The organism is Parafrankia colletiae (assembly GCF_001854655.1).
GTDB lineage: Bacteria > Actinomycetota > Actinomycetes > Frankiales > Frankiaceae > Parafrankia > Parafrankia colletiae.
The window spans coordinates 1-18,765 of sequence record NZ_MBLM01000142.1 but is presented as its reverse complement, the minus strand read 5'-3'; the positions used below and the strand labels follow the sequence as shown (position 1 = coordinate 18,765).

Annotated in this window: 18 protein-coding genes, 1 tRNA gene and 2 pseudogenes; 15 read left to right on the top strand and 6 right to left on the bottom strand. The window is 70.5% G+C overall.

Translation table 11 applies throughout. The features are described 5' to 3' along the window. Nucleotides 1-53: 53 nt before the first annotated feature. The 3 genes from CC117_RS24760 (at nucleotide 54) to CC117_RS24755 (ending at nucleotide 2,519) form a co-directional block, all read left to right on the top strand. A complete protein-coding gene (locus CC117_RS24760) occupies nucleotides 54-1,667 on the top strand; it encodes a TIR domain-containing protein (protein WP_071088181.1) in 1,614 nt (537 codons plus the stop codon). A gap of 80 nt (nucleotides 1,668-1,747) precedes the next feature. Then, nucleotides 1,748-2,020: a ribonuclease domain-containing protein gene (locus tag CC117_RS40660; RefSeq protein WP_084132725.1), complete on the top strand. Its 273-nt coding sequence runs from the start codon at nucleotides 1,748-1,750 to the stop codon at nucleotides 2,018-2,020. Nucleotides 2,021-2,147: 127 nt separating this feature from the next. After that, nucleotides 2,148-2,519: a barstar family protein gene (locus CC117_RS24755; RefSeq protein ID WP_131803129.1), complete on the top strand. Its 372-nt coding sequence runs from the start codon at nucleotides 2,148-2,150 to the stop codon at nucleotides 2,517-2,519. Between the two features lie 266 nt (nucleotides 2,520-2,785). Here CC117_RS24755 and CC117_RS24750 read toward each other — a convergent pair whose 3' ends face one another. Next, nucleotides 2,786-3,328 (bottom strand): AMIN-like domain-containing (lipo)protein, encoded by a 543-nt coding sequence (locus tag CC117_RS24750; RefSeq protein ID WP_071088176.1) that lies wholly within the window; start codon nucleotides 3,326-3,328, stop codon nucleotides 2,786-2,788. 259 nt (nucleotides 3,329-3,587) lie between these two features. On the opposite strand from CC117_RS24750, the pseudogene CC117_RS40655 reads away from it, so the two are divergent. Continuing rightward, a pseudogene (locus CC117_RS40655) lies at nucleotides 3,588-3,767 on the top strand (DDE-type integrase/transposase/recombinase); the annotation flags it as partial. Between the two features lie 35 nt (nucleotides 3,768-3,802). Here CC117_RS40655 and CC117_RS24745 read toward each other — a convergent pair. Continuing rightward, the gene (locus CC117_RS24745; RefSeq protein ID WP_071088174.1) at nucleotides 3,803-4,129 is read right to left on the bottom strand and encodes a rhodanese-like domain-containing protein; all 327 of its coding nucleotides are present in this window, start codon (nucleotides 4,127-4,129) and stop codon (nucleotides 3,803-3,805) included. Nucleotides 4,130-4,210: 81 nt separating this feature from the next. Here CC117_RS24745 and CC117_RS24740 point away from each other — a divergent pair, with 81 nt between their 5' ends. Beyond that, nucleotides 4,211-4,873: a TetR/AcrR family transcriptional regulator gene (locus CC117_RS24740; RefSeq protein WP_241830391.1), complete on the top strand. Its 663-nt coding sequence runs from the start codon at nucleotides 4,211-4,213 to the stop codon at nucleotides 4,871-4,873. Between the two features lie 685 nt (nucleotides 4,874-5,558). Here CC117_RS24740 and CC117_RS24735 read toward each other — a convergent pair. From CC117_RS24735 to CC117_RS24720, 4 genes are all read right to left on the bottom strand, one after another. Then, nucleotides 5,559-6,095: an FHA domain-containing protein gene (locus CC117_RS24735; protein WP_071088172.1), complete on the bottom strand. Its 537-nt coding sequence runs from the start codon at nucleotides 6,093-6,095 to the stop codon at nucleotides 5,559-5,561. A 77-nt stretch (nucleotides 6,096-6,172) separates the two neighbouring features. Continuing rightward, nucleotides 6,173-6,640, bottom strand: coding sequence for a Rieske (2Fe-2S) protein (locus CC117_RS24730; RefSeq protein WP_071088170.1), 468 nt, complete (start codon nucleotides 6,638-6,640; stop codon nucleotides 6,173-6,175). A gap of 107 nt (nucleotides 6,641-6,747) precedes the next feature. Further along, a complete protein-coding gene (locus CC117_RS24725; RefSeq protein WP_071088168.1) occupies nucleotides 6,748-7,317 on the bottom strand; it encodes a DUF6529 family protein in 570 nt (189 codons plus the stop codon). A gap of 140 nt (nucleotides 7,318-7,457) precedes the next feature. Then, a complete protein-coding gene (locus CC117_RS24720; protein ID WP_071088166.1) occupies nucleotides 7,458-7,718 on the bottom strand; it encodes a hypothetical protein in 261 nt (86 codons plus the stop codon). A 143-nt stretch (nucleotides 7,719-7,861) separates the two neighbouring features. Here CC117_RS24720 and CC117_RS24715 point away from each other — a divergent pair, with 143 nt between their 5' ends. The 10 genes and pseudogenes from CC117_RS24715 to CC117_RS40650 form a co-directional block, all read left to right on the top strand. After that, nucleotides 7,862-10,999 carry an ATP-binding protein gene (locus tag CC117_RS24715; RefSeq protein WP_084132723.1) on the top strand — a complete coding sequence of 1,046 codons (3,138 nt, stop codon included), beginning with the start codon at nucleotides 7,862-7,864 and terminating at the stop codon, nucleotides 10,997-10,999. 131 nt (nucleotides 11,000-11,130) lie between these two features. Then, complete coding sequence (locus CC117_RS24710; RefSeq protein ID WP_241830390.1) at nucleotides 11,131-12,033, top strand: tetratricopeptide repeat protein; 903 nt, start codon at nucleotides 11,131-11,133, stop codon at nucleotides 12,031-12,033. Beyond that, nucleotides 12,033-12,986 carry a DUF692 domain-containing protein gene (locus tag CC117_RS24705; RefSeq protein WP_071088160.1) on the top strand — a complete coding sequence of 318 codons (954 nt, stop codon included), beginning with the start codon at nucleotides 12,033-12,035 and terminating at the stop codon, nucleotides 12,984-12,986. The genes CC117_RS24710 and CC117_RS24705 overlap by 1 nt, the downstream gene beginning before the upstream one ends. Continuing rightward, on the top strand, nucleotides 12,952-13,245 hold the full coding sequence (locus CC117_RS24700; protein WP_241830389.1) for an Os1348 family NHLP clan protein: 294 nt from the start codon (nucleotides 12,952-12,954) through the stop codon (nucleotides 13,243-13,245). Before CC117_RS24705 ends, CC117_RS24700 begins: the two co-directional genes overlap by 35 nt. Further along, nucleotides 13,242-14,351: an ATP-dependent carboxylate-amine ligase gene (locus tag CC117_RS24695; RefSeq protein ID WP_071088156.1), complete on the top strand. Its 1,110-nt coding sequence runs from the start codon at nucleotides 13,242-13,244 to the stop codon at nucleotides 14,349-14,351. The genes CC117_RS24700 and CC117_RS24695 overlap by 4 nt, the downstream gene beginning before the upstream one ends. Then, a complete protein-coding gene (locus CC117_RS24690) occupies nucleotides 14,348-17,221 on the top strand; it encodes a cyclic nucleotide-binding domain-containing protein (protein WP_131803128.1) in 2,874 nt (957 codons plus the stop codon). Before CC117_RS24695 ends, CC117_RS24690 begins: the two co-directional genes overlap by 4 nt. 80 nt (nucleotides 17,222-17,301) lie before the next feature. After that, nucleotides 17,302-17,466, top strand: a complete 165-nt coding sequence (locus CC117_RS35205; RefSeq protein ID WP_198541973.1) for a hypothetical protein — start codon at nucleotides 17,302-17,304, stop codon at nucleotides 17,464-17,466. Next, on the top strand, nucleotides 17,463-18,377 hold the full coding sequence (locus CC117_RS24685; protein ID WP_071088152.1) for a hypothetical protein: 915 nt from the start codon (nucleotides 17,463-17,465) through the stop codon (nucleotides 18,375-18,377). Before CC117_RS35205 ends, CC117_RS24685 begins: the two co-directional genes overlap by 4 nt. A gap of 14 nt (nucleotides 18,378-18,391) precedes the next feature. Beyond that, nucleotides 18,392-18,468, top strand: a tRNA-Met gene (locus CC117_RS24680). Between the two features lie 183 nt (nucleotides 18,469-18,651). Then, nucleotides 18,652-18,765 (top strand): annotated as a pseudogene (locus tag CC117_RS40650) (GNAT family N-acetyltransferase); the annotation flags it as partial.

Here is an 18,765-nt window from a genome sequence, read left to right as displayed (position 1 = left end):
AGCAGTGAGCCGACGTCAGTGACCCCAGACGCGTTGGGCGGTCCGAAGACGACATGGACGACGACGTGGACGCTGGGGAGACCCAGCAGGGGTGGGACTTCTTCGTCTCCTACACCCAGAATGACCGCGACTGGGCCGAGTGGATCGCGTGGCAGATCGAGGATCTCGGCTACACGGTCCTCATCCAGGCCTGGGACTTCGTCGCAGGCTCGTACTGGATGGCCATGATGGAGCGGGGTATCCGGGACGCGCAGCACACCGTGGCCGTGCTGTCCGGGACCTACCTGCGCTCTGTGTACGGGGAGCGAGAGTGGCAGGCGGCGCTGCAGGCGGACCCACAGGGTTTCCGGCGCCGGCTGGTGCCCGTCCGCGTCTCCGACTGCGCCCGGCCACGTCTGCTAAAGGATTTGATCTCGATCGACCTCGTCGACAGGTCGGAGAGCGAGGCCGCCCGCCATCTGCGCCAGCAGATCACCGTGGTGGTGGATGGCCGGGCGAAGCCGAAGGCCGCGCCGCGTTTCCCGCTGACGTCCGCCATCACGGTCCGGGCTGGTGCGGACGAATCCACCGACACCACCGCCGCGCCGGTCCCTGCGGGACCAGACGGGGTTACCGGGCCTGCCAGTGAGGACACAGACCCTGTTCTCGTTTCCTGCCCTGGCTCCGGCGAAACCGACGCCGGCGCTATTGCGGACCGGGCTGGYCCGACGTCCCCGCCAGGTCTGGTCAGACCGGCGCGGGCACCGCGCAGCGAGCCGCCGGCGTTCCCCGTCGCCGCCGGGCGGAGCGGCAATCCGACGCGGGTGGCGATGGTGGGGGCTGCCACCCTGCTGGCCGGGGCGGTCGCCACCGACCTCGGGGACGACCGGAATATCACGATCATCCCCAGCCCGAAGATCTCCCTCACCGTCCTCACAGGTCCCACACCCGTCACACCCGATTTGTCCGGTGCGACGCCCGCCGCCTCGCCGTCAGCCAGCTCGGCGCTGCCCGAGACCCCCAGCCCAGCTCCCGTACCCAGCCCCACGACGGTGCCCTCGACACAGGCAACGCCCGAGACTCCGCCGGGGCCCGGGCGGACGACCGCCGGGACGGAGACATTCCTGTCCGCGACCGTCACATTGGACGTCCACTCCGGCGCGGCGCCGCTCGAGGTGCGGGCGGACGGAGGGCAATCCGTCGCCGGATCAAGTCCGATCCGGGAGTACGCGTTCTCGTTCGATGACGTCGTCAAGAAGGGCACCGAGGCGACGAGCTCCCATCGGTTCACCGAACCCGGGAAGCACACCATCACCCTCACCGTCACCGTCACCGACGAGGCGGGCCGGCAGGCGAAGAGCCGACCCGAGTCGGTGCACGTGGAGTCCACAGCCCGGCTGTCCGCGCCCACCCTCATCATGCCGATGGACAACACACCCGTCTTCTCTGGGACGTCGCTCGACCTGATGTGGAACGCCGTTCCAGGCGCCGCCGACTACACGGTGGAAATCGAACGCCAGACCGGCGAATCATCCTGGGAGCACGCCGATACCCTCCGTAATCAGGGCGCCACCGCCGTCCACACGTTCACCAGCCCGCTCGAGCGCTGGCAGGTCATCACCCACGGGGCCGACGGCACCACCGGGCTCGCCAGCGAATGGCGACGTGTCCGGCTTGCACCCGGCTGAGTGACTGCCACTGATGCGGACGGTCTGAAGCCGAGTCTCTCCAGCATCCGTCGAGCTGTGACGACCGGCGATCAGCCAGGATTTCCTTCGTAGGCTCCACCCATATCCGGACCCAAGATCCACCGTGCTCTACATCGAAGGGTTCGCCGTTGCCAGGGCACAAGGGAGGGGCCACCTACAAAAACAGCAATGACGCGCCACCCCAAGGGGTTTCCTACCGGGAGTGGGACGCATACAACACCAAGCCTCGCGGTGCCGCCAGGATCGTCACAGGAAGTGACGTGTCCACCTACTATACTGGTGATCACTACATGACATTCGCTCGGATCAGGCAGGTGAAACGTGGCCCGTGACCGGCTGCCACGAGTGCTGCTTTCGCCGCAGCCCCCGTGGATCCTCTGTGGCACGGCCCCCACACCTCCCGGGAATGCCGACGAGGGTGGAAGCGGTGTGCGGTTGGTATGCATCGACGGCGCAGAAATGAGCACAGAGGCGGAGATGCATGATCAATTCGTTGAGAGGTTTGAGTTTCCCGGGTACTACGGTCGCAACTGGGACGCCCTGTATGAATGCCTGACCGACCTGAGCTGGACCCCGGCGGAGGCATATATCATGGATGTCGCGCACAGCTCCAGGCTTCTGTGGAGACAGCGGCAGTCGATCGGACTTCTCCTCGATGTCCTCTCGTCCGCAGGTGAGGCCTGGGCGCTCCCCGAGTCGCGCGGCTGGCCTGTCGACGAGCGTAAGGTCCCGTTCCATGTGGTTCTACATGACTCGGAACTGGCAGAGAAAGAGCTGATGAATCTGTACTCTTCGTTCGGCGTACCACTGTCGATCCTGTCGCCGGTTTAGTGCCCGATGGGAGCCATCTTTGTAGGGTGCCTCCTGCGGATGATCTTCGGCCTGCTGCTCGCCGGGCGTGGCGTGCAGAAGTTCTTCGGCCTGTTCGGCGGCGAGGGCCTCACCCGTAGAGGTAGAGCCCGGCGCGGGTGGCCTGTGGGTGAACAGGGGGCGTTGACGTCCGAACGGGAGTGTCGGACGTTCATCGACACTCCCGTTCGCGTCCGGGCAGGCCGCCGGGCGCGGCGGCCTGCCCGTCGACCCCTTGTCCCGCCGGGTTATCGGGTCGGGATCGCCACGATCACGCTGGTGCCGGTGTGCTGCACCGTCGGCTGTACCTGCGGTCCGGGCGCGGGCTCGCGCAGGCCGATGAAGTATGTGACCACGCCCTCGAAGTCGCCACCCGACCGCACCTGGACAACATTGGTGGTCGCGCGGACCGGGAACAGGTTGCGCGGAGCCGTAGCCCTGCCCTTCTCGTCATGGGCCGCCGCATTGTGGAAGACCACCTTGACGAAGGACCGGCCCCGCACGGCGACAGGAAGGCCGGAGCCGTCCTGTATCAGTTCCGAGGCCGGCACGTACCGGGCGGTGGCCTCGGAGGGGGCGGCCGGCCGGAAGTGGAACCGGATGAGGTCCGCGCGGGCACTGGCCGCGTGTGCCGTGCTGATGCCTGTCAGGACCGGCATGACGGGCGCAGCCGGAGACACCGGTGTAACCGGAGCTACAGTTGGCCCTCCGGCTCGCGCCGGAACCGCCACGAAAAGTAGACCCAGGACCAGTGCGGCTATCGCAGCAGACATCGCGTGCGGCATCCTCATGGTGCACCACCCATTCCTTTTTCCCGGAGCGGAGAACACTGCTCTGGCGTGCGGAGGGGCTGATCGGGTTTCGGGCTGATCGGCCGATCCTGACTGCCGCGAGAAATCCGCTGGCGACAAGGCCGGTCGGATCGGACGAAGTCGGTGTCAGGTCGCTGGCCGGAAGTCGGATGGCTGGTGAGTGGTGATGGATGTCGGCATGGGCCCACCCCCATTCGTTGTCGGCCAAGCATGCGCGAGCGCCGGGTGGCCCGCCACCGCTGCCGGCCTTCTGCGGCCGCTCGACGAGCTGCTGCCTGAAGCCTGCCAGGTCGACGCCGCCCGGGAGAACAGTCGGATCGAAGCCGACCATGGCAGGCTCAAAGCCCGGCTCCGGCCGATGTACGGCCTGAAACGGCTACGGTCCGTCCAGACCGGCAGCGCCGGGTATGCCCTTGTTCCGTGGCGGTGCGCTTGTTCCGTGGCGGTTCCGGGTCAGGCCGATTCGGTCGGCAGACCAGCCGCCACCCAGTCCTCGATGCCCTCGCGGTACTTGCGGACGTTGGGGTAGCCGAGCGCGGCGAGCCGGTCGGCGACCTGGCCGCTGTTCGGGCAGGCGGGGTTGGAGCAGTAGGTGACGATGGCGGTGTCGCGGTCCGGCAGCACGGCCGGTGCCTTGGCGTCGACCTCGGTGGGGCGCAGGGCGAGGGCGCCGGGCAGGTGCTGCTGCGCGAAGTACTCGCCACCCAGCGCGTCGACGACGGTCACGTTCCCGGCGGCGATCGCCGCCTTCAGCTCGTCACGGGTAATGAGTGCGGTCATGGTCCTACCTCCCAAGAATCGGACTATAGTCCGGTTGTGCAGGAGAACCTTAACGGACCGCAGTCCGGTTGCGCAACACCGTTGGAGCTGCTTCGCACCCCGCCGCCAAAGGAACGAGCCGACGCCGCGCGCAACCGAGTCGCCGTGCTGGACGCCGCCGCCCGGCTGTTCGCCGAGCACGGAGTGGCGGCGGTCTCCATGGACCAGATCGCGGCGGCCGCCGGGGTGGGCAAGGGCACCCTCTTCCGCCGCTTCGGGGACAAGGCGGGCCTGGCGGTCGCACTGCTCGACACACGGGAGCAGATGCTGCAGGAGGCAATCCTGCACGGACCGCCGCCACTCGGCCCCGGAGCGGCGCCCTCCGAACGGCTCACCGCGTTCGTCGGCGCATACCTCGACTACCTGCTGGAGCACCTGGACCTGGTACGGATGTCGGAGACCGCGACACCCGGAGCTCGCTACCGGATCGGGGCCTACCGGTTCTGGCACCGACACGTGGCGATCCTGCTGGACGGCGTACCCGATCCGGACCACACCGCGCACACCCTGCTCGCCGCGCTCGCCGCCGACCACGTCGCCGCGCTGCTGGCGGAACTCGGCGAGCCCCGCATCAGAACCGGCCTGCACCGCCTCGCCGAGAACTACTCCGAATGGCGCCGCCGTTCCCCGGAATCCCCTTCACCGCCGGACGTTCTCGGGTCTTCCTCGGGCGGCGGCGCGGTCGTCGGCCGGCCGCCTACGTAGCGTGGCGTGATCGATCGCGGGCGGGGCGTTGGTCATGCCGACCTGGCCGACGTCGGTGCCGGGCGCGACGATCGCATCGAGCTCCCATGCCGACAGTCCTGGTGATCGGTGTTCAGACGGCGACGGCGACGGCGAGCATCGTTAGCATGATCGAACTCGGGTCGGGAGGACTCCGGCAGCACCCGACTTTATTTTGATCTTCACAGACCTCTGCCTGAGATGATCTCCTCCGTCGGGCGGGCAGGCTGCGCCTTACCCCGGGTTCTCCTGGACGCGCAAGAGCGCGGATGTTCCCGCCGTGCCCGCTGGGTGCCGTGCGCCCTTGCGCGGCGAGGGGGTTCCGGGGTAGCCCTCCGGGTGTCCGTCTGGCGGAGGAGATCAGCGGTGCCGCATCCGGTTCCCCGCGGCCGTCGGCGGCTCATCCCCTCCAGAGAAAGAGCCGGGGTTCGGGACGGAGCCCCGCTGTTCTATGGCTGGACCCTTCAGCCGTCTACCCACCCGGGATCATGTGATGTGCAGGGTCCCACGCGGAACGTCGAGCATCGGCGGGAAGACCGTGAGCTGCGCTACGGGATCGCAAGCCCGAGCGGGGAGCACAGTTCGTCGAATTGACTGGTCAGGGGGTGAGCGCGCCGCGACGACCACGGACCGCACGCCGCTGTGCGCTGCTCGGAGCCAGAGTTGATCAGGTAAGCGCGATCAGTGCGCCGACGGCGAAGGCAGCTGCCGCCAGCCACGCCAGGGTGGGGAACGCGCGAGCCCAGCGCAGTGGCGCTGCCGTCCTGACCGGGGCCGGGACGGCGGCGGGCGCGGGTCCCACCGGGCGCAGCTGGGCGGCTGCCGGCGGGCCGCCGCCGGCCAACACGGTCGCCATGTCGCCGACGTCGCGACCCGGTCCGGGCTGGGCTGGGGGTCTGGCCGCCGAGTGTTGCGGGACGAGCACCAGTTCCGGGCCGTCGGCCGCACCGAGCCGCACGCGGATCTCGTCGAACTGGACGCGCACGGTCGCGGTCCGCCGCCCCTCCCACCACATACCGTTGGTGCTGAGGTCACGCGCCGTCCACCCGTCCCCGCCGGGTTCGAGCTCGACGTGTCGCCGTGACACCCGGCTGTCGGCGACGACGACGTCCGCGTCCCGCCCACGCCCGACGACGGCCAGTCGTTCGCCGGGCAGTATCACCTGGGTGGAGGGCGTCTGGACACGCAGCGGTACCGGGCTCATCGGTTCCCCATTTCTTCGGTCGGCAGGTCGTACCTGTCACAGGCCGGTCAGGGCCGGTCAGGGCCGGTTGTTCGAGGTCAGGCGGTGAACACGGTGTCGTCCTGGACGACGACAGCCACCGGCGCCAGCGGGGCCTTCGCCGGGCCGGCCACCGGCGCCCCGGTCGCCGCGTCGAACCTGCTTCCGTGGCACGGGCAGTTGATCGTGCCACCCGCCACCGAGCTGACGGTGCAACCCTGGTGGGTGCAGACGGCCGAGAACGCGAGCACCTCGTCGGCGGCACTGCGCGTGAGCACGACGCCGACGTCGTCGAGAACCAGGCCACCGCCGGCCGGCACCTCGGCGAGGCCGGCAAGGCGCTGCCGGCCCCCCGCCCCGCCACCGCCACCGCCGTTCGCGGCCGCCGTCGCCGGTTTCGGCTCGGCCGCGTCGCTGCCGCTCGCGACGACGTAGCCAGCGACGCCGGCGACCACAGCCACCAGGCCGGGTACGGCCCGGCGCGACAGCACCCCTGCCTGGGCCGCCGGGTGTGCCGCTTCTGACATGGTGCCCTCCGTGTTCGATTGTCCGACGACCTACCTGAACGCCGAACGATGATCGAGATGACTCGGCTGATCGAGATGACTCGGCTGGTGCTGCCCCGGGGGCGGCGCTAGAAGTGCGGGATGCCCGAGCGCGTGTAGAACCACAGTGACGCCGTCAGCCACAGCACGACGAGGGCGGTGAGCACGGCGGAGCCGAGCACCGGCAGTGCCCATCCGGGCAGCCCTTTCGTCCGCAGGCCGATCATCTTCGCCGCGTAGGCGCCGTAGAACGCGCATCCGGCGAGGCTGTGCAGGAACACCCGCGAGTCCGCCGTGGCGAAGCCGAGTGACCAGACGCAGTGAAACGCCACCGGCAACGTGAAGATGAACGCCGCGCTACCGCTCCACCGGTGCAGGATCGCCGCCCACRCCGGAGCCGACCCGGCACCGGGCAGTCGGCCCCACATCCACAGCGCCGTGGTCAGTTGCACCACGAGCAGCAGCGCGGCCGCCGTGGTGAACCAGGCTTTCATCGGCAGCGGGCCGGAGAAACCGAGCGTGTACAACGGCCGGCCGGCCGGATCGTGCGTCCTCGCGTACACCCCGAGTGAGACGGCTACCGCGGCGCCGACGAGCAACACGCCGGCGATCCCGATACCGCCCGTCGCCGGTCGAGCCCGTTCACTGGCCGTCGTCATGATCAGCCTCCATTGACGCCCTGATTCGCACGGTCCTGGTTCCCACGGTGCCGCGGGAACCGGGACAAACCTGTCGTGTCGGGGCAGCGTGAAAACATCAGGGGAACCCCTGGCACGGACAGGGCGCGCCGGTCGTCCGATCAGGGGATCGGCACCTCGGCGACGTGCACCACCTCGGTCCGCGAGGTCAGGTACGCCGGCAGGTAGCCGAGTGCGGCGCCGGCGTCCGCGGCCTGCACCGTCCAGAAGATCGTGTGCCGGGCGTCGGCGGCCTGGCCGTTCCTGCCGCAGGAGGCGAGCGCCCGGCCGTGGCGCAACGGGCTGTCGAACCCCCGCCAGGCCGCGAACGCGAACCGGCACTCGGCCGGCTCGTGTCGGTGACACAGGATGTAGGTCGGCATGTACAACAGCGTGGCGCCGGCGGCGCGACCGGGTACATCAGGGAACCTCCTAGGTCCCGACCATCCCGGGCCGGTCGCGCCCGGGCCGGTCGCGCTGACGACCCGGGTACTGGATCGCTGCCGACAGCGACGACAATCGCCCGGTGGGGGAACGGGGTTCGTTAGTCGGGCGCGACCGGGAAATGGCCGCGGTGGGCGCCGCGTTGGACCGGCTCGCCTCGGCGCGGCGCCGGCCAGGTCTCGACTGGATGGAGATCCGTGGCGAGCCCGGCATCGGTAAGAGTCGCCTGATCGGCGAACTCGCCGAGCTTGCCGACGCCCGTGGCCATCTCGTACTGCGGGGCCACGGCGCCGAGCTCGAACAGGACATTCCGTTCAACGCCCTCGTCGATGCGCTCGACGACTACCTCGGCGCGGTGGATCCGGCGCGGTTGCGCCAGCTCGGCGCCGACCGGCTCGACGAGCTGGCCGCCGTGTTTCCGGCGTTGCGCTCGCTCGGGACCGTGCCGACCGGCGACACCTCCGAGATGCAGCGCTGGCAGACCTACCGGGCGGCGCGAGCGCTGCTCGAGCTGCTCGCTGCCAACCGGCCGCTGGTGCTGGCCCTGGACGACCTGCACTGGGCCGACACCGCGTCGGTCGAGCTCGTCGCTCACCTGCTCCGCCGGCCGCCGAACGCGCGGGTGCTGCTGGTCGTCGCGGTGCGGCCCCGCCAGGTGCCGGAGGCGCTGGCCGCGGCGTTGTCGGCCGCGGCGTTGTCGGGCCGGGCGTTGTCGGGCCGGGCGTTGTCGGGCGGGGCGGCGTCCGCCGTCGTCGCGGCCACCGACGGCCAGGCCGGGGCGAACTCACCCGCGACCGTGGGCGTTCGGCTGGAGCTCGCCCCGCTGTCGCCCGAGGACAGCGACGCGCTGCTCAGTCCGGTGACCCGTGACCCGGTCGTCCGGCGTCGCTGGTATCGGGAGAGCGGCGGTAACCCTTTCTACCTCGAACAGCTTGCCCGCACCCGTGCCCCCACCCGCCCGCTGTCCGCAGTCGCCGGGCCGTCGTCCGTACCGCCGGCGTTGACGGCCTCGACCGGCCTCGATGGACCGGACGACGTGCCGCCGGCGGTGACGGCGGCGGTAGGCGCCGAGATCGCACAGCTACCCGAGGTCGTACGACGGTTCGCGCAGGGCGCTGCTGTCGCCGGCGAGGTGTTCGAGCCGGACCTGGCCGCCGAGGCCGCCGCGCTCCCCGAAACCGACGCCTTCGAAGCACTCGACGCGCTGGTCGCGGCGGACGTGGTGCGACCGACCGAGGTGCCGCGCCGGTTCATGTTCCGGCATCCGATCGTGCGCCACGCCATCTACATGTCCGCCGGGCCGGGCTGGCGGATCGCCGCTCATGCACGAGCGGCTGATGCACTCGCCGCCCGAGGCGCCGCGGCCACCGCCCGAGCCCACCACGTCGAGCGTGCCGCCCGTCCCGGCGACGAGGCCGCGATCGCGCTGCTGACCAAAGCGGCCGCGGCCAGCCGGCTACGCGCGCCGGCAGCCGCCGCGCACTGGTACGCCGCCGCGCTCAGACTGCTACCGGGCGGTGAGTCGAGCCCCGGCCAGAGTGTCGACGTTTACGTGGACGCGGACGGCGGGTTGCGGAGGCTGGAGCTGCTGTCCCGGCTGGCTGCCGCGCTCGATGCGAGTTACCAGCCGCAGCAGGCCCGCGTGGTCCTCGACGAGATCATGGATCTGATTCCGCGGGAGTTCGGTGCCGAGCGGGCTCATCTCGTCGCGCTGCGCTCGGCGGTGGACCATGTGCTGGGCCGGCACGGCGAGGCGCGTGCCCTGGTGCTGGACGCCGTGGCGAGCGCCGAACCGGGCACCCGAGAGAGCTGTCTGCTGCGGCTTCAGCTTGCCATCGACCATTTCTACACCGGTGAGTACGACGGGATGCGTCGCTGGCAGCAGGAAGCGCACGCCCTCGCCGGCACGCTCGACGACGCCCCGCTGCTCGCCGCCTCGGCTGGACTGCTGGCGGGTGCCGAGTACATGGTCGGTGACGTCTCGGCCGCGATCGCCGAGGCCGCCGGCGCGGCACGCCGCTACGACCTGCTCTCGGACGACCAGGTCATCCCGCACCTCGACAAGCTCGCGTGGCTGGGCTGGACCGAGGCGTTTCTCGAACGGTTCACCGACGCGCTACGCCACCTCGACCGGGTCGACGCGCTGGCGCTGCGCAACGGCCGGGGCAGCATCGGCACACTGACGGCAGTCGCACGGTCGCTGGTCCTGACATTGCGGGGACGGTTACCGGAGGCCGCGGCGGCGGCCGAAGCCGCGGTGGAGGCGTGCCTGCTCACCCCGCACCTGCCCTTCCTGTCCTGGGCGCTGGCGGCGCGGTGTGCCGCGGCGACGCTGGCGGGAGACCTCCCCGAGGCCCTGCGGTCGGGCGCGCAGGGAGTGCGGGCGGCCAACCCGGAGACTGACGCCGTATCGGTGATGGCCGGTTCCTATTTCGCGGAGGCGCTGGTCGAGGCCGGTGAGCCCGACCGCGCCGTCGATGAACTACTGGGTGCGGCCGGCGGCGCCGAGCTGCCGCGCATCGAAGCTCCCATTCGGCCGTACTGGTACGAGGTGCTCACGCGGGCCGAACTGGCTCGCGGGATGCCCGAGGCGGCCGCCGGCTGGGCGGTGCTCGCCGAGCGGACGGCCGCCGACGCCGGCGGTGGGCTCGCGGGACGGAAGGCCTCGGCGATGCGAGCGAGAGCAGCCGTCGAGTTCGCCAGGGGACAGTCGTCGGCCGCCGCCGCGTCGGCGCTGGCCTCAGCCGCCGAGGCCGAGCGGGCCGGCCTGCCGATCGAGCTCGGCCGGTCACTGATCGTGGCTGGGCGGGCGCTGGCCGCCGACGGGCAGAACGCGCGGGCGGTCAGCGAGCTGCGCCGGGCCGAGTCCCGACTCGACGCGTGCGGTGCCAACCGTCCCCGGGACGAGGCGGCCCGGCTGCTGCGTCAGCTCGGCGAGCGGGTGTCGCGGGGCGGTCGACCGTCGGCGCGGGCCCAGGCCCAGGCCGCTGCGACCCTGACTCGTCACCAGACCCAGGCGGTCGTCCTCAGCGTGGCAGCCGGCACGCTCAGCGCCCGAGAACGTCAGATCGCCGAGCTGGTCGCCGCCGGCCAGACGAACCGCCAGATCGCCGCCGCGCTGTTCGTCAGCGAGAAGACCGTCGAGAGCCATCTGACGAAGGTGCTTGCCAAGCTCGGCGTCCCCACCCGAGCCGGCGTCGGTTCCGCGCTCCGTTCCTGACTGGCCCGTTCACGGACCACTGCGCAGCACCGGCCGGCACCAGGGGTTTCCCTGATGTTCGGGTGCCTCCCCGGAACCCGAAAGTGACCTTCGTGCCACATGGCACGTCGGGTCACCAGGGAGGGGACGCCGTGTGCGTTTCGCAGGGCTCGTCGAGGCTGGCCGGGTACATGGCCGACCTGCTCGACTGCAACCGGCTTGTCGCCGGCGGCGACCGGCGGGCCGAGACCTACCTTCGCCGCGGCATCGCGTTCTGGATGGTGCGTGACCACCACCGGGCCATCGCCGACCTGAGCGCCGCGATCGAGGCGGATCCCCGACTGCCCGACGACCGGCTGGCCTACGCGCACTACCGCCGGTCGGTATGCCGGCACCAGGTGCTCGACCTGGCCGGCGCCGAGGCCGACGCGTCGGCGGCGATGGCGCTCGATCCCGTCTCGTACGTCTACACGGCACGGGCCATCGCCCGCTACTTCGACGGCGACCCGCACGGCACGCTGGCCGACGCCGAGGCGGCCCTGCTGCGCGACCCGAACGACTGGGAGGCCCGCGCGTTCCGGGCCCGGGCCCGGCTGGAGCTCGGGCTGCTGGCCGAGGCGGTCGAGGACTTCGGCTGGGTCATCGCCGACGGCCGGTGCGAGAAGTACGCCTCCGAGCTGCACCTGCAGCGTGCCGAGGCGTTGCTCGAACTGGGCCGGCCCGAGGCGGCGGCGGCCGACTGCACGACCGCGATCGACGTCAGCGCGCACGAGCAGTCGCACTGGCCGTTCATCGTGCGGTCCCGCGCGCTGTGCGCCCACCGCCCCTACCTGCTGCGGGCCCGCGCCTGGCTGGCAACGGGCGACCTGCCGACGGCACTGGCCGACTGCTTCCACGCCGCGACGATCGTGCCCGAGGACCCGGCTGTCTACGAACTGCGGGCGCAGGTCTACCAGGCCGCCGGCCTGTTGGACGAGGCGATCCACGACCTGGCGCGCGCCGCCCACCTGCATACCGCCTACCGGGACTCGGATCTGCTGCCGGCGGCCGCGTGATGATCGCCGATCTGCCCTTCCTCGGTGTCGGGCTGAACTACGAAGCGCCGATGCACGGCCAGTATCTCGCCCACCACGACGAGATCGACTACCTCGAACTGCCGACCGACGCGTTTCTGCTGCGGATGCAGTGGGACGACGAGGACGGCCGGACGGCCTGGCGGGACCGGGCGGTCGAGATCGCCGACGCCTTCCCCGTCGTGGCGCACGGCATCCGGATGGGGCTGGCCGACGCCGCGCCGTACCGGACGTCCTATCTCGATCGGCTCGAGCCGTTCCTGGACCTGATCGACCCGGTGTGGTTCAGCGACCACCTCGACCAGGGGTCGGTGCCGGACGGAGCGCAGCGCACCGAACTGATGCACGRCATTCCGATCGCCTTCACGGCCGAACAGGCGCAGGCTGTCCGCCGCAACATGCGGACCGTCACCGACCGGGTCCGGCGGCCGCTGCTCGTCGAGAACACCTGGTACGACTACATGATCAGGATCCCGGGTGCGATGGACGAACCCGAGTTCGTCCGGCAGGTGCTCGACGGTACCGACCACGGCCTGCTGCTCGACCTCACCAACACCTGGATCAACGCCCAGAACCACGGCTTCGACGTCGATGCGTGGCTGGCCGCCGCGCCACTGGACCGGGTCGTCGAACTGCATGTCGCCGGCGGCGAACTACGCACCCGGGGCCCGAAAGCGGGCACGTGGCACGACAGCCACAGCCGTCCCGTTCCCGAGCAGGTCTGGGCGCTGGTCGAGGATGTCGTCGCCGCCGCACCGGTTCGCGCGATCACCCTCGAATGGTCCAACGACGTGCCGCCGATGCCCGATCTGCTGGACCACCTCAGCCGGGCCCGACAACTTCTTCACGCCTCGCCCTTTTACCAGAACAAACGTGTCGTCGACCCGGAAGGAATGTCGCATGTCGCTCCAGGCAATGCAGTTCGTCATCGGTAAGGCGGCCACAGACCAGGCTTTCCGGCAGCGACTGAAGGCCGATCCACTGGAAATGGTCGGGCACATCTCCGCGCGTTATGCCTACGAGTTCACGCCGGAGGAGGTGCAGGCGCTCGCGGCGATGGACTGGGACGGCCTTGACGGCGTCGCGCAGGACCTGGACGAGCGGATCTCGCGCGTCCGACTGGGCAGGAGCAGTTCGCTGACGAACCCGACCTGCTCCTGCACGCCCGAGTCGGGCAGCAACCCGGACAAGTGAGCCGGCCGAGTCAGCCGTTCCTGCTCCACTTCGCCGAAGCCGAAGCCGAAGCAGCACCGGTACCGGCACCGTCGCCGGCTCGGGCGGCGGTGGACGTGCGGGACCTGGTCGTCAGGCTGATGCCGGCGTTGACCGGCCGGATAGCGGCGGAACCGGAACCGGTCGTGCTGCTGCTGGCCTATTCGCGCAACCCGGACACGGTGCTGCTCGAGCGTGCCCTGCTCGCCCGGGGTGTGCCGTGCCGGCTGCTCGGGGCGGACGACTTCCCCACCGACGTCACGGTGACCTGGCGCGGCGACGGGAAGCGGACGGGCGGCGAGGTGTTCGGCCTCGACTCGGCGCAGGTCCGGAGCGTGTGGTTCGGGCTCGCCGGGCCGACCGGTGTACCGGCCCGGCGTCTGCCGCCGTTCGAGACGGGCGAATGGGCCGACGCGCTCGCTGGCTGGTGGCGGAGCTGCCCGGCGCCGTTCGTCAACGACCCGGACGCCGGCAGCCGGGCCGGCAACAAGATCACATCATTGGAGCACGCCATGGAGGAGGGCCTGACGGTGCCGGACACGCTGGTCACCAACGACCCGGACCAGGCCTTGGCGTTCTGCCACGCCTACGGCAGCGCCGGGGTGATAGCCAAGTCGCTGAACAGCCACTACGTCGAGCTGGACGGGCGGCGCCACAGTCTGTTCACCCGCGTCCTGAGCGCCGCCGACCTCGCTCTGCTGCCGGCGACGCTGGCCGCCGCGCCCTGCGTGTTCCAGCCGCTGCTCGACAGCCGGCTCGAACTGCGGGTGACGGTCGTCGGCGAGCAGGTCTTCGCCGCCTCGACCGCTACCGCCGACCTCGCGGCGGCGGGGCTGGCGGGCAGCGGTGACGTGCGGCGGGTGCGGCGCGCCGTGCCGATGACGGCTCACTGTCTCGACGACGACGTCGCTCACCGCTGCGTGCGGCTGGTCGCCGGCCTCGGCCTGCGCTACGCGGCGCTCGATCTGGTCATGACACCGGACGGCGACCACGTGTTCCTGGACCTCAACCCGCGAGGCGGCTGGTGGTTCGCCGAGCAGCGGGCCGGCCTGCCGATCAGTGACGCGGTTGCGGGGTTGCTGTGTTGACGGTCAGCACGCAGGCCCAGCAGCGGCAGGCCGCGCCGGCACCCGCGAACACGAACACGAACACGAACACAGGCACAGTCACGGTCTGGGACCGGCTTGCCGACGCCGCCAACCCGGCCCACTACCGGCCGAAACGGCAGGACGGGCTGATCTGGCGCGAGCTGCGATCCGCGCGGGGCGAGGAGTACGTCGTCGTCCAGAACCCCGACACCGCGACGTACCGCAAGATCACGATGGCCGAGTTCTACCTGTTCGAGCTGATGGACGGCAGCCGCAGCGTCCAGGATCTGGTCGTCGCCTACATGATGAAGTACCACCGGTTCGCCCTGCCGCTGGTCCTTCGCCTCGTGCGTAACCTGAAGGTCGGGCAGATGCTGACCGACCCGCCCCGGTTCGTGTTCGGGCCGCTGGGCGAACAGCTGCGCCGCCGACCGGTGAGCTCGTTCACCACCGGGTTCGCGAAGTCCTTCGTCCGGCGCGAGTTTCCGCTGCACGGGCTCGACGGCCTGGTCGGTCGCGCCTACGACCGGGGCGTGTGGGTGCTTTTCACCCGGCCGGCAAAGATCGTCATGTTCGCGGTGGCGGTGCTCGGCGTGCCGCTGCTGGCCTGGTCGCTGTCGTCGTCGGCGTCGGGGCTGGCCGACCAGTCCCTCGTCGTCACGGTTCCGACGTTGTACGGCTGCCTGCTGGTCGTCGCCGTGCTGCACGAACTGGCGCACGCCTTCGCGGCCAAGTCCTACGGCCGGGTGGTTCGACGCGGCGGACTGTCGATCTTCTACGGCTCGCCTGGGATGTTCGTCGACACCCAGGACATGTGGATGGAGCCGCGCGGGCCGCGGATGGTCTCGGCCTGGGCCGGGCCGTTCTCCGGGTTCGTGCTCGCCGGGCTCTCCGGCATCGTCCTGGTGGCCATGCCGGACGCGCCGTGGGCGGCAGTGGTCGCGATCTTCGGCACCGCCGCCCTGGCCGTGAACCTGGCCCAGCTCACGCCGCTCATCCAGCTCGACGGCTACTACATGCTGATGGACTGGCTGGAACTACCGAACCTACGAGCCAGGGCGCTGGGATTCGTACGGGGGGAGCTCGCCGGCAAGGTCCGTCGCCGGGAGCGGTTCGACCGCACCGAACGCGTTCTGACGATCTTCGGACTGGCCGCCGCGGTGTACACCGGCTACGTGCTCGTCCTGGCAGCCGGGTTCGCCTGGGTCCGGGCGAAGACGATGGTGAGCGACGCTGTCGCCGTGCCGAGCCTGGGCCGGGTCCTTGCCGCCACGGTGGTTCTGCTCCTGACTCTTCCGCTGCTGTACGTGCTCGGGCAGCGGCTGTGGCGGGGCGGCTCGTCGCTGGTGGTGGCGAGCCGGCGGCTGCGCCGGCTGGCCGCGGAGCGCTGCTACCGGGAGCGGGTCGCGGTGCTCGCGGACGTACCGCCGGTCGCCGACCTGGGGAAGGCGTACATCCAGTGGATGGCGCGGCGGACCACCGAGAAGGTGTTCCGGGCCGGCACCGTGGTGGTCGCGCCGGACGAGGTCGCCGAGGTCTTCTGCCTGGTGCTGTCCGGTGAGGCCGAGGTCGTCGAATCGGGTGCGAGTGCCGGGACGGGGCCGGGCGCGGGAAGTGCGCCGCGCACGCTCGGCCCTGGCGACTACTTCCCGCCGCCCGGATTGCCAAGGTCGCCCCTGACCGTGCGGGCGCTCACCGACGTGCACGTGTTGCGGCTGGCCGGCCCCGACTTCTCCGACCGACTCGCTCCGCTGCTGGCCCGGCGGGCCGAGAACGACACGCGGGCCGACGAACGGGCAGAACTCGAGGGCTTCGCCCTGTTCGATGGCCTGGGCACCCGTGACAAGGACACGCTGCTGGCCCACCTGCGGGCACGGAGCTGCGCGGACGGCGAGGTCCTCGTCGCCGAAGGCGACCCCGGTTCGGCCTTCTACCTGGTTCGTAGCGGGACTGTCTCGCTGACACAGAGCTGCGCCGACGGGCCGCCGCGGACCCTGGGTGCCGGGGACTTCTTCGGCGAGAGCGCACTGCTGCACGACGAGCCCCACACCGCGACGGCCAGGTCGGTCGGCGAGACCAGGCTGTGGGAACTGGACCGGACGACGTTCGACGACGTGGTGTGCCGCTATTTCGGGCTGTCCCACGCCGTACGCGAATCCGCCGAAGCGGGCGAAGCGGCGCGTGCCGCCGAAGCGCTGGCGGGCACGGTGGCCGGCCGCTGGCTTGAGATCGAGGTCGGCGACCCGGCACCCGAGTTCACCCTCGACACCGCCAGTGGGCCGTCGCCGGTGTCGCTGTCGGACTACCGGGGCCAGGTGGTGATGCTCTGGTTCTCCCGCGGCTACAACTGCCCGTTCTGCCGGGAGTACATGGCCCGGTTGGCGCCGGCGGTCGGCGATTTCGAGCGGGCCGGCGTGCAGATCCTGCAGCTGGCGCCCAACCTCGTCGATTCTGCCCGCGAGTTCTGGCGCGGCAAGGACCTGCCGTTCCCGTTCCTGTGCGACCCGGAGAAATCCGCCTACCGGCTGTGCGGCCTGCAGGACATCGGCGCCGGCGAAGCGCAGCGCAACTCGGTGCGGGGATTCACGCGGGCGTTCACCACCGGCCAGGGCCGTACGACGATGCACGCGCTCTGGCTTGACGTGGTGAACTCGTCGATCGGCGAACGGCTCGGCCACCACACGATGACGGCGATGCAGCAGGGCGTCTTCCTGGTCGGCCCGGACGGCGTGCTGCGCCGCAAATACGTCTTCGGCCCACTCGACGAACCACCGTCGAACGCCGAACTGCTCGAAGCGGCCGCCGAACTGGGATCGATCGAACTGGGATCGATCGATCGGGCGACAACACAACTGGAGGCGGGTTCGTGAACTGTTGGGTGTGCAATCTTCCCGGGCACGCGGTCTGCCGATTCTGCGGCCGATGCGTCTGCAAGGACCACGCGAAAACGATGCCGTTCCTGCTCGAGGCCTTCGCCACCAGCCGCGGTCTGGAAGGGTTGGCGGTCGACGAGGCGATCTCGTGCGGCGTCTGCCGGCCGGCGCCCGAGCCGATCRGACTCGACTTTCTGGACCCCGGAGCGCCCGCGCCGCTGTCGCACGAGCCGACCCCATGACGGACATCGTGTCGGAACCTCACGCTGAGGCCGACCACGCCTCCGCCGCGGTCGCCACAGCGGCCGATTTTCCGGTTCCCCGGCCGCTGCTCACCATGACCGGTATCGAGTTCGTCGTGCTGTTCTTCACCGGCACCGGCCTGGCGTTTCAGTACAAGCTCACGGCGAGGTTGTGGCCGTGGGCCGACCTCACGCTGTTCAACAGCCGGTTCCTCGGCGCCATCTACCTGACGTCACTCGTCGCCGTGGCCTGCCTGCTCGCCACCAGGCGCTGGTCGCCGGCTCGGGTCGTCGCCCCGATGATCGGCATCTTCACGTTGTGCGTGATCGTCGTGTCGACTGCCTACCCGTCGAGGTTCGCCTTCTCGGACCGGCCGCTGCCGGTGATCGGCTGGTTCGTCCTCTACGTCGCGCTGCCCGCCTGCGCCTTCTGGTACACGTGGCGGCTGCGTGGGCGCGGCCGGGCGGCCGGCGTCGCGACTCCGGTGGCGTGGCGCTACTGGCTTCGGCTGTTCGCCGTCCTGATGACCGGGCAGGCCGTCGGTCTGTTGGCGGCGCCCAAGCAGGTCACCGAGTTCTGGCCCTGGACTGTCGACCCGTTCCACGGCCAGCTCTACGCGGCGACGTTCCTGGCCGGCGGCGTGGGCGCGTGGCTCGTCTCGGTCCGAGCGACACGCGCCGAACTTCTCACTGTGGGGTTGACGCAGGCGTCGTTCGGCCTGTTCGCGATCGGCGGCGCCGCACTGGTCGACCTCGACACCGGTGTCGTCGAGTGGTCCGACCCCGGCACCACCGCCTGGCTCGCGATGATGTCGTTCTGCGCCGCGAGCGGCTTCGCCGTCATAGCCCGTTCGCTCCAGACAGCTGGTCGGCCCGCTCGTTTGACATCTGACCTCGACGCGCCTGTATAGTACAGAAATACCGGCGCGGGGTGGAGCAGCTCGGTAGCTCGCTGGGCTCATAACCCAGAGGTCACAGGTTCAAATCCTGTCCCCGCTACCACGAAAATTTCTCCCCGAAAACTGCGGTTTCCGGGGAGAAATTTTCGCGTGGTTTTTCGGGTTCGGAGCGGTCTCGGTGGGTGACCCGGAACCGACCGGGTCGTCGACGACGGCCAACGCGTCGGGTCGACGTCTCGCGGTGACGACCGGCGATCAGGCAGGGCCGCCTTCGTAGGATCCGCCCATGCCCGGCCCCAGGATTCACCGTGCTCGGTTCGACGAACTCCCGCCGCGCGTCCTGTACGCCCTGCTGCGGCTACGGGCCCAGGTCTTCGTCGTGGAGCAGCGGTGCGTCTAC

Coding starts and splice junctions, on each gene's coding strand:
- CC117_RS24745 (WP_071088174.1), bottom strand. CDS start 4,129: ATGACCGCACTCATTACCCGTGACGAGCTGAAGGCGGCGATCGCCGCC.
- CC117_RS24755 (WP_131803129.1), top strand. CDS start 2,148: ATGAGCACAGAGGCGGAGATGCATGATCAATTCGTTGAGAGGTTTGAG.
- CC117_RS24720 (WP_071088166.1), bottom strand. CDS start 7,718: ATGCCGACCTACATCCTGTGTCACCGACACGAGCCGGCCGAGTGCCGG.
- CC117_RS24685 (WP_071088152.1), top strand. CDS start 17,463: ATGACGGACATCGTGTCGGAACCTCACGCTGAGGCCGACCACGCCTCC.
- CC117_RS24735 (WP_071088172.1), bottom strand. CDS start 6,095: ATGAGCCCGGTACCGCTGCGTGTCCAGACGCCCTCCACCCAGGTGATA.
- CC117_RS24700 (WP_241830389.1), top strand. CDS start 12,952: ATGTCGCTCCAGGCAATGCAGTTCGTCATCGGTAAGGCGGCCACAGAC.
- CC117_RS24750 (WP_071088176.1), bottom strand. CDS start 3,328: ATGAGGATGCCGCACGCGATGTCTGCTGCGATAGCCGCACTGGTCCTG.
- CC117_RS24730 (WP_071088170.1), bottom strand. CDS start 6,640: ATGTCAGAAGCGGCACACCCGGCGGCCCAGGCAGGGGTGCTGTCGCGC.